We start from the raw sequence: 9,851 nt of genomic DNA on the forward strand, positions 1-9,851 counted from the left end.
TATCTATCGAACCACAATCTAAGAACCTTTTTCATTTAAGTACAAAAGTCAAAGTCACACTTATTATAATTGTGGCTTTTTCTTGTTGTGGAAATCAAATGTAAAATTTGTAGTAATACATGAAATAAAACAAGAGCGTTTAGATGCTCTAAAAGCAAAAGTGCCCGATTTAGAAATTTGGGAAGGTGTCGAAATTCGAAAAAGTAGCTACCGAACTAAATTTGTGAATGGTGCCCTTATGAGTTCTCCGATTATTATGGGGGAATATCTAATCTACAAATTAGGAAAATGGGTCTACGAGCGAATGGCTTATGGCGATAAAAAGGAAGAAGAAATTCCATTAAGCCCATTCCCTATAGATGACCCAGTGGTTACCCATTTTCACCCTGTGGCTTTTGTGGAGCAGATGAGGAGGATTACGGAGAGGGAAGCGCCGTGGATGGAGTTTCTTTTTCAGGAATATGCAAAATACAAAGGGATCAATGAAGATCAATCTCCATTAAAAGAAAGAATTAAAAATCATTACCATATGAGTACAACTTATGCACCTGCGCATAAGGGAACAAGTAATGAATGGAATCATGCTACAGCTTGGTGTGTTTCTTTTGTAAATTGGTGTTTTAATCAAGTAGATGAATATAAAAATATCAATTCTAAAGGCAATGGTGCGGCTTTTGATTGGACACCTCTTGGGAGTACAAAAACTAATATAAAGAAAGGTGTCGATGGTTGGGCTGATGGCGAGGAATGTGAAGCTTTTGTAGGAGCTGTTATAACCCTGAGTTATTCGCATACCGCTTTTATAACTGGTAAAAACTCAAAACTAAATAAATACGTGTATATTGGTGGAAATCAAGGGTCTGGAAAATCTGGAACACAACAAATAAAATATGGAACTGTTAGTATAGGTAAAGAGTTTTCTATTATGAAACCTAAAAAATATAAAATACAATCATTTGACCTTCCTGAAATAGAACAGGATGCTGATGGTAATTATAAATCTACCAGATAAATTATAGAGTAATGAAAAAAAAATTGATTTTAATATTTAGTTTCTTTTTATTAATTGCTTGTCATAACACAAAAAACATTGAGCAATCTCAACCTGTTAAAAAGGAGATTAATAAAAATGAATTGCAAGATGATAAACATAGTTTTATTGAGGAGCAAGAAAATTATTTTACCCAAGACGATATAGAAAAATTAGATTCATTTTTTAGAAATATTGTTACATCCGAAATAGAAAATAATATACCCTTTGTTTTTGATGAAAAAGATCTTGATAATCTGAAAAAGGAACTAAAAAAAGAGGATTTTGATTCTTTTAGATTAAAACATGATAAAAAAGAATATAACGAATTTATCTTTTTAGATATTTTGGATAGAGAAAAATTTGAAGATGATGGTGAAATTTATTATTCCGAGACCAATACTATGTACAAATTAACTAAAAATAAAAATAAAGTATACGTTGAATTTGCTGGCATTGCAGGATAGTGTGCAATGTTTCTGATCCTAGTTTGTATTCATATGGTACTGGTTAGAATCGTACTTAGAACTAGACCAGTTTTTATAAGAAGGCCATAGCGAAAAATGAAAAAGTTCATGGAGAATAAGAAACCGTACCGTAAGAAGAAAACTAAAAAATAGACTAAATATCGAAAAGCCCTTTTAGGGCTTTTTTTTGCTCCGATAAATCTTCATTAGCTAAATATGCTTTATACAGGTGCTGATAGAATAGTGCAAAACAACAAGCACTTCAATTGCCAGAATTAAATAAATTTCCAAAATCAGCCATTGCCCCACCCTCTTTTTAGTGAAACATCCTCATTCAATGACTTGAGCGATTTTCAAAATTGAAAAATCATCACTCGGACGACTGTAGTCATTTTCGAAATTGAAAATTGATCACTCGGATGACTGTAGCCATTTTCGAAATTGAAAAATCATCACTCGGAGGACTGTGGTCGTTTTCGAAATTGAAAAATCGTCACTCGGAAGACTGTGGTCATTTTCGAAATTGAAAAATGATCACATTGGACGACTGTAGCCATTTTCGAAATTAAAACATCATCACTCGGAAGACTGTGGCCATTTTCGAAATTAAAAAATCATTCCGAACACCAATTGTATCCGTTTCTCAAAATTGAATATTGATTTTTCAATCAGCAAAAAAGAAAATACAAGGCAAATTATTATCTCAGCTGTAGAAGAACTGTACTGAACCGACTTTCTATTTGCTGGAAAAGCCAATCAAGAATAAAAAAAAAACAGCCGAACCCTAAGGCCCGGCTGCAAATTATATTGTATGAACGATCAATTACTTAATCATATCAACACTTCGTTTTACGAATTTTGCTAACTCAGCACCTTTCAACATGTTGTTGGCAAGCAATGCAAGGTCGATTAATTGTTTCACCAATTGATTGTCCTTTCCATATCCTTTTAGCAATGCTTCTTTTTCAGCATTCACCGCAGAAATTTGCTTCTGAACCTCAGCCATTTTATCTTTTTCCTCCTGAGGAACTTCGTCTTCTTTCTTGTCCTTTTTCAAAGCATCCAATTGGGCTCTTTCCTCCAAAATTGGTGTCAATTTTGCTGAAACCTCAGCAAGCTTCTCTCCCATTTTAGCATCCTTATCAGCAAGAATAGTTGCAATTAAAGCATGATCGGAGTTCACTACCAAGTTGAAAGAATCAGGCATTTCACCATAGAAACCCATTCCTGCATTCATAGCAGCCATATCTTTCATACGACGCATAAATTCCGATTGAGTAATCAGTAATGGTTGTGCATCTGCTCCTAACGATTCGAAAGCTACAATATAGTTTACTTTCCCCGATGGCAAATGAGAATTAAAAACAGGAATCAAATCATTTCTTTGAGCCTCGGTAAGCTTCGATGCTTTTACCTCATCCTTCTGAATCAATTTGTCGATGATATCTGAATCAACACGAACATATTTTGTAGTTGGTGTTTTTTGCTCCAAATGGTTAATCAAGTGATTATCCAACTGACTGTCCATCACCAAAACATCATATCCTTTTGCTTTCGCAGCCTCAATGTAAGTGTACTGAGCATCTACATCAGTAGCATATAAGGTAATGATATTACTATCTTTGTCGGTCTGATTTTCCTTGATAATCGCCTCATATTCTTCCATTGTAAAATACTTTCCTTCGGTATTTTTGAACAACATGAATTTTTTAGAACGATCGTAAAATTTCTCTTCAGTCAACATTCCGTACTGAATAAAAATGCGTAAATCATCCCATTTTTTCTCGAAATCTGCACGGTCATTCTTGAAAATATCATTCAAGCTATCGGCAACTTTCTTAGAAATATGACTGGCAATTTTCTTCACATTACCATCACTTTGCAAGTAAGAACGAGATACGTTTAATGGAATATCCGGAGAATCAAGCACACCATGAAGCATGGTTAAGAATTCAGGAACAATTCCTTCTACCGAATCGGTAACAAATACCTGATTGCAATACAATTGAATTTTGTTCTTTTGAATTTCAACGCTGTTTTTAATTTTTGGGAAATACAGCACACCGGTCAGATTAAAAGGATAATCAACATTCAGGTGAATGTGAAACAATGGATCCTCACCCATTGGATACAACTGACGGTAAAAATCGCTGTAATCTTCCTCTTTCAAATCTGCAGGTTTCTTTGTCCATGCAGGATTTGTATCGTTAATAATATTGTCCTCATCAGTATCAACATTCTTACCGTCTTTCCATTCCTTTTTCTTTCCAAAAGCAATTTCTACAGGTAAAAACTTACAATATTTGTTCAACAATTCCTGAATACGGCTCTCTTCCAAAAAGGCTTCTTCCTCTTCCGAAATGTGCATTACAATATCAGTTCCCCGGTCAGCTTTTTCTACTTTCTCCAAAGTATATTCAGGATTTCCTTCACAACTCCATTTTACTGCTTCGGCGCCTTCTTTGTGCGAAAGAGTAACAATATCCACCTTATCGGATACCATAAACGAAGAGTAAAAACCCAATCCAAAATGACCAATAATGGCATTCGCCTGATCTTTGTATTTATCCATGAATTCTTCCGCTCCCGAAAAAGCAATCTGATTGATGTATTTTTCAATCTCTTCCTGAGTCATACCAATACCATTATCGGAAATAGTAATCGTCTTTGCTTCTTTATCAATACTAACAGAAACTCTTAATTCTCCTACTTCCCCCTTAAATTCTCCTGAGGAAGCTAAAGTTTTCAATTTCTGAGTTGCATCAACTGCATTTGAAACAATTTCACGCAAAAAGATGTCGTGATCTGAGTACAAAAACTTCTTAATAATTGGAAACAGATCGTTACTGGTAACACCAATTTTTCCTGTTGACATAGTTATATCGTTTTAAAATTTTGAATTACAATTTTTCGAATGTGGAATAGTCAAAGCCTATGCCAAGAGAAATTTTCTGTCAATAAGACAGGAAACAAGAAAAAATTTCAGAATACTGTCAGTTCTTCTCAAATTAAACGACAAATAAAGTACATAATTCTTAGCTGCAACACATCGCCATTTGGCGTCATATTACTGATAATTGTATACTGGCACTTGACAAAGCATATTAAATACTATTCCTTTTTGTTAAAAAATTATAAAACGCAACTGCTGTTTAACTTTATATTATATTTTCCTGATAAATTTACATTCCTCAAAAGGAAGCAATATCAGCCAATTAAAATTCCATTGTATCCTTTTAAAACTTTCAATCGTCTTAGTCTTACCAAAAACAAAATATGATCAAATTCACAATTAGCTCCCTACTACTCTTATGCTCCTTACTGAGCAACGCACAACAAATTACAGGTACAATATCCGATACGGATGGCAATGCCATTCCCTTTGCCAATATCTACATAAAAATGCTGGCTACCGGAACGACTTCAAATATCGACGGACAGTATCAATTAGACCTCCCCAAAGGCGAATGGGAGCTCGAATACCGGTATTTGGGTTTTAAAACCAAAAATGTAAAGGTGAGCATCAACAACAAAGATGTGGAAATGAATGTTGCTCTTGCGCCTCAAACTTATCAGCTAAAAGAAGTAAAAGTATTGGCCAGCGGTGAAGATCCTGCCTGCTATGTAATGCGAAAAGCAATTGCAATGGGCGATTATTATACTAAGCAGGTTAGTGAGTACGACAATACGGTTTACTTGAAAGGATCGGGAAAGATTACCAGTGTTCCTCGGCTTTTTAAAAAGAAATTGGCAGAACAAGATATTACAGAAGGCAAGACCTTTGTAACGGAAAACATATCAAAAATTCACTTCGAATTGCCCGATAAAATTGAGGAGGAAGTAATATCGGTTCGTTCATCGGGTTTAGGTGAAGAGGCCAACCCAATGCAGTTTATTACCGCGAACTTATACGATACCAAAGAAGATGGATTCATTTCCCCTTTGGATAAAACCGCATTTTCCGTCTACAAATTTGAGTTGGAATCGGTTTTTGAAGATCAGGGAAGAATGATCAACAGAATAAAGGTAACGCCCAAACGAAAAGGGAAAGATTTGTTTCGAGGTTTCTTAAACATCGCCGAAAATTTCTGGAACATCCATTCTGTTGATTTAAAACTCAATCTTCCAATGACCGATGTGCACATGCATCAATTGTACGCTCCTGTTAGCGAAAGTGTATGGATGCCGGTAAGCTTCGACTTTGATGTGAATTTTAAAGGCATGGGATTTGGCATGAATATGATATATGTGGCTTCCATTAAAGATTATAAAATTGTATTAAATCCAGATTTGGATCATGATTACCTAAAACAACAGGAACTGGCTTTAAAGCAGGAAGCTGAAAGCATCAAGGAAGTAACCAACCAGCAAGATTCAAAAGTTCTGTCTGTTAAAGAAAAAAAGCGGAAAGATGAAATCCAAAATCTTTTGGAAAAGGACGATATGAATAATGCGGAGATGCGAAAGTTGTACCGCTTGATGGAAAAAGAAAATCAGGAAAAGCGTTCAGAGAAGGTAAAAGAACCACTGGAAATTAAAATCGAAAAGCTGAAAATTGCTAAAGATGCCAAAGATAAAGATTCCTTGTACTGGACTCAGATGAGACCCATTCCTCTATCGGAAGATGAAAAGATTAGTTTCACAAAAAAGGATTCGATCGAAATTGTTCGTAACACTCCTGAATACAAAGATTCTGTTCGTCAGGCTAATCGAAAGTTTAAATTCAAACATGTTTTGTTTGGAAAAACGTATCAGTACAAAGAAGAAAATTCTTCACTCACGATTCCATGCCTTTTTGCCTTCGATAAGATTTCCTACAACACGGTTCAGGGTTTTACATTTAATGCACCTTTCAGATATACTAAAAAGGATACCATTGGTCATTATTTCGATTTATCACCTGATTTCACTTATGCCTTCTCCCGAAAGCATCTCGATTATTCATTAAGCAGCAGGTATCGTTACAACGGTATGAAACGTGCTTGGATAGGTTTTAAAGGAGGAAGTAAAGCGGTTGATTTCAATGAAAACTCAGGTATTAATCCGATGCTGAATGCTATGACTTCATTATACTATAAGGACAATCACTTAAAACTGTATGACAAAAACTATGTGAATATCTGGCATGAAACCGATCTGGCAAATGGATTAAATCTCCATACAGAATTGGAGTATGCCAACCGAAAACAATTATACAACACCAATAAATTCTATTTCACGGGTCCGAAAGAGAATGCCTACACTCCCAATATCCCAGCAGGAGTAAATCCAGAATTGATTCGAGACAATAAAGCTTTCACTTTTACAGCCGAATTAGAATACACCCCTCGCCATCGATATTCCATAAAGAAAGGTGTTAAGGACATGGTCAATTACCATTCCCAACCAGTTTTCTCCTTGCTTTACAAACAGGGAATTAGCGATGTGCTCGATTCGGAAACCGACTATTCTTTACTGGAAGCCTCGGTAAAGCAAGCATTTGATATAGGTTTTAACGATCGAATAAACTATAGTGCCCGAGCTGGAAGTTTCCTTACCAACAACAAGACTTTCTTTGCTGATTACCGCCATTTTAACACCAGCAAACCAGTACTTATGTTTGCGAACAAATGGGATACTTTCCGATTACTGGATTTTTACCAGCACTCTACTACCGAGGATTATTTGGAAGCACATATTCAATACACATCCGATCGATTTCTGTTAAAACGATTGCCAATACTGAACAATTCATTGGCCATTCAGGAGAAATTATTTGCCAATTACTTAACTCATGCTGACAAAAAGAACTATTGGGAAGTTGGTTACAGTTTGTCGCAAATATTCCTTTTGCTGGACGTAGAAGTTGTTTGGAGTTTTGATGGCAAGCACCACCGGGATACTGGAATTAAATTAAAATTTAACTTGTAACTAATCTTTTATCACAAAAGCTGACAGATCTTAGAATCTTGTCAGCTTTTGTGGTTTTATTAAACAGTAAAGAACAATTATCCGATGGTTTTAATCAAGCCTTATTGTCGAGAGCAGTTTGCCAACGGAAAATGCAGTAAAACAATCGTCGAGAGCAGTTTGCCACGTGGTTTTGGTCAACTCTGATCGTCGAGAGCATTTTGCCGAGTGGATTTCCCCAACATTGGTCGTCGAGAGCAATTTGCCACATAGTTTTGTCCAACTTTTTTCCACAAAAGGCAATTTGCCAACGGAAAAAGCAGTAAAACAATCATCGAGAGCAGTTTGCCATGTGGATTTCCTCAACTTTTATTGTCGAGAGCATTTTGCCACGTGGATTTCCCCAACTATGACTGCCGGAGGGCATTTTGCCAACGGAATATGCAGCAAAATAATCGTGGAGAGTGTTTTTACCCATGGATTTTTCCAACGACAAAAACTCACTATCTATTTTAACCTTTTAACAATAACAGATTTTTCTACACCTTCAATTTTCATTTTAAATACTCCTGAGCTAGATTTATATATCAATATTTCTGGACTAAAAAGATATTTATAGTCTATTTGATAATCTTGCTGTAACCAAATCTCTCCATTTATCAATTTCACGACAGTCTCGCCCTCCCATCCAGTAAATTCTCCATTTATTCTAGTTTCTATCACATCGGGGCTTTGAGACGTTTTAGCAGCTTCAGCATACCCTTTGTAATAGCCTTTTTTAAACATTGAATCACAAAAAAACAACAAATAATCTTTTTGTTCCTCGCTTAGTAAATCAACTCCAATTGCATCTTGGAGCTTAGGATTCATTATATCATTAAGTTTATATTTAGGTGGCTCTTGCCCATAAATAGAATAAGAATAACATATAGAAAGAATGCATACAAATATACTTCTCATATCACAATTATTTACGAGTTATCTTACCGTTAGTATAATCTCTCACCAATTTAAACATTCCTTCGAACTGTGTGTAAGGTAATTTATCGGCAGTATCGGTTGTTTCATGATAATCGGAGTTATCGCCATGCGTATAAAAGAAAACTGCTTTTACACCTTTCTCGTGAAAGGATGCATGATCGGAAGAAGATGATTCTCCTGTTCCAAACATCTTAAACACATACTCTTTCTCCTTATTAATTGCCTCGAATTTCGCCATTTCCTCAGGAACCATTTTCCCGTTAATAACAAATATTCCTTCCGAACCAGTTGCCACCATATCAAAATTAAGATTGATTTTGGTTTTGCTTAATGAAACCAAAGGATTTTCAGCATAATATTTCGAGCCAAGCAATCCAGCTTCTTCTCCACTAAACAACGCAAAAACCAATGTGTAGTTAGGCTTCTTTTTTAAGGATTTAAAATGCTTTGCCAAATTCAAAACCATTGCAACTCCACTTGCATTGTCGTTTGCCCCCGGATACATATTATCACCAAAATGTCCTAAATGGTCGTAATGTGCCGAAAAAACAATACATGTGTCCGATTTTCCTGGCAAATAACCAACTATATTCTGCGTTTGATACTCTTCAATAAATTCGCTTTTTATATCGTAAGTAATCTTCTTTGCATCCGAGGAAATCACATCCGGCTTTACCATGAAGGTTGTATAGACAACAGTTTGTGTTCGTGCGGAGAATTTCAATTTTCCATCAATCAGAACAATCCCTTTTGCATCAAACACATTCTTTTTTAACATGCTTTGCGCAAAATTATACAAATCCTTATTATTTAATCCGGTAGAATCAATAGCCAAAAAGGAATTGGAATGATCTTTCTTCATAAAATCACCCAGCACACGGGAATTTGTTAAAACATCCTTCGTAATCCATATTAATTCAGATTCTCCAACGCACGATTTTGTGTTTGGATTCACAATATATTCACTTGCGTCCACCAACTCTTTGCCGTCTAAAATCAATTTAGGATTTGCTGGGTAGGTATTGATCGAAGTGGCATATGACTGATAATAATTATCCGAAAAGCCTTTTAATCCAATACTTTTCATCTCTGTTGCCAAATAAACTGCTGCAATGCTGTCTCCTTTATTCACATAACCGCGTCCGTGAAACTCTTCCGAGCTTAACTTTTCCACCAATTGTCTGGTGTAATTCATATCCTGTGCAAAAGCACCAAGGCATGCCAGTCCAAAGCTTGCGAACAGAGTAATTCTTTTTATCATTTCTTGTCTGTTTTAAGGTTGAGCCTAAAATTAGCAAAAGATCGTTTAAGGAAATTAAGCTTTCCCGCTTATTCGATAAAAACGTTAATTTTCAAGAATCGAGTAGGTAGAGGGATTACTCCCTCGCCCTCTCACACCACCGTACGTACTCTCGTATACGGCGATTTCAAATTAATTTTGTAACAGTACATATTTATTCGACATATTAAACAAACCTAAATCC

At 35.7% G+C, this 9,851-nt stretch carries 6 protein-coding genes; 3 read left to right on the plus strand and 3 right to left on the minus strand.

Annotated elements, in window-relative coordinates; genetic code table 11:
* Positions 1-85: 85 nt before the first annotated feature.
* The gene (locus tag BZG01_RS19825) at positions 86-1,012 is read left to right on the plus strand and encodes a C40 family peptidase (RefSeq protein ID WP_101311582.1); all 927 of its coding nucleotides are present in this window, start codon (positions 86-88) and stop codon (positions 1,010-1,012) included.
* A gap of 11 nt (positions 1,013-1,023) precedes the next feature.
* Positions 1,024-1,497 (plus strand): hypothetical protein, encoded by a 474-nt coding sequence (locus BZG01_RS19830; protein ID WP_101311583.1) that lies wholly within the window; start codon positions 1,024-1,026, stop codon positions 1,495-1,497.
* An 823-nt stretch (positions 1,498-2,320) separates the two neighbouring features.
* Here BZG01_RS19830 and htpG read toward each other — a convergent pair.
* The gene (htpG, locus tag BZG01_RS19835; protein ID WP_101311584.1) at positions 2,321-4,372 is read right to left on the minus strand and encodes a molecular chaperone HtpG; all 2,052 of its coding nucleotides are present in this window, start codon (positions 4,370-4,372) and stop codon (positions 2,321-2,323) included.
* 401 nt (positions 4,373-4,773) lie between these two features.
* On the opposite strand from htpG, the gene BZG01_RS19845 reads away from it, so the two are divergent.
* Positions 4,774-7,407, plus strand: coding sequence for a DUF5686 family protein (locus tag BZG01_RS19845; protein WP_101311586.1), 2,634 nt, complete (start codon positions 4,774-4,776; stop codon positions 7,405-7,407).
* Between the two features lie 486 nt (positions 7,408-7,893).
* On the opposite strand, the gene BZG01_RS19850 is transcribed toward BZG01_RS19845, so the two are convergent.
* Together BZG01_RS19850 and BZG01_RS19855 are read right to left on the minus strand one after the other, a co-directional pair.
* Positions 7,894-8,346, minus strand: coding sequence for a hypothetical protein (locus BZG01_RS19850; protein WP_101311587.1), 453 nt, complete (start codon positions 8,344-8,346; stop codon positions 7,894-7,896).
* Positions 8,347-8,353: 7 nt separating this feature from the next.
* Positions 8,354-9,628, minus strand: a complete 1,275-nt coding sequence (locus tag BZG01_RS19855; protein WP_101311588.1) for a M28 family metallopeptidase — start codon at positions 9,626-9,628, stop codon at positions 8,354-8,356.
* Positions 9,629-9,851 lie beyond the last annotated feature (223 nt).

It is taken from the genome of Labilibaculum manganireducens, from assembly GCF_002843385.1.
GTDB classification, from domain to species: domain Bacteria; phylum Bacteroidota; class Bacteroidia; order Bacteroidales; family Marinifilaceae; genus Labilibaculum; species Labilibaculum manganireducens.

Coding starts and splice junctions, on each gene's coding strand:
- BZG01_RS19830 (WP_101311583.1), top strand. CDS start 1,024: ATGAAAAAAAAATTGATTTTAATATTTAGTTTCTTTTTATTAATTGCT.
- htpG (WP_101311584.1), bottom strand. CDS start 4,372: ATGTCAACAGGAAAAATTGGTGTTACCAGTAACGATCTGTTTCCAATT.
- BZG01_RS19845 (WP_101311586.1), top strand. CDS start 4,774: ATGATCAAATTCACAATTAGCTCCCTACTACTCTTATGCTCCTTACTG.
- BZG01_RS19850 (WP_101311587.1), bottom strand. CDS start 8,346: ATGAGAAGTATATTTGTATGCATTCTTTCTATATGTTATTCTTATTCT.
- BZG01_RS19855 (WP_101311588.1), bottom strand. CDS start 9,628: ATGATAAAAAGAATTACTCTGTTCGCAAGCTTTGGACTGGCATGCCTT.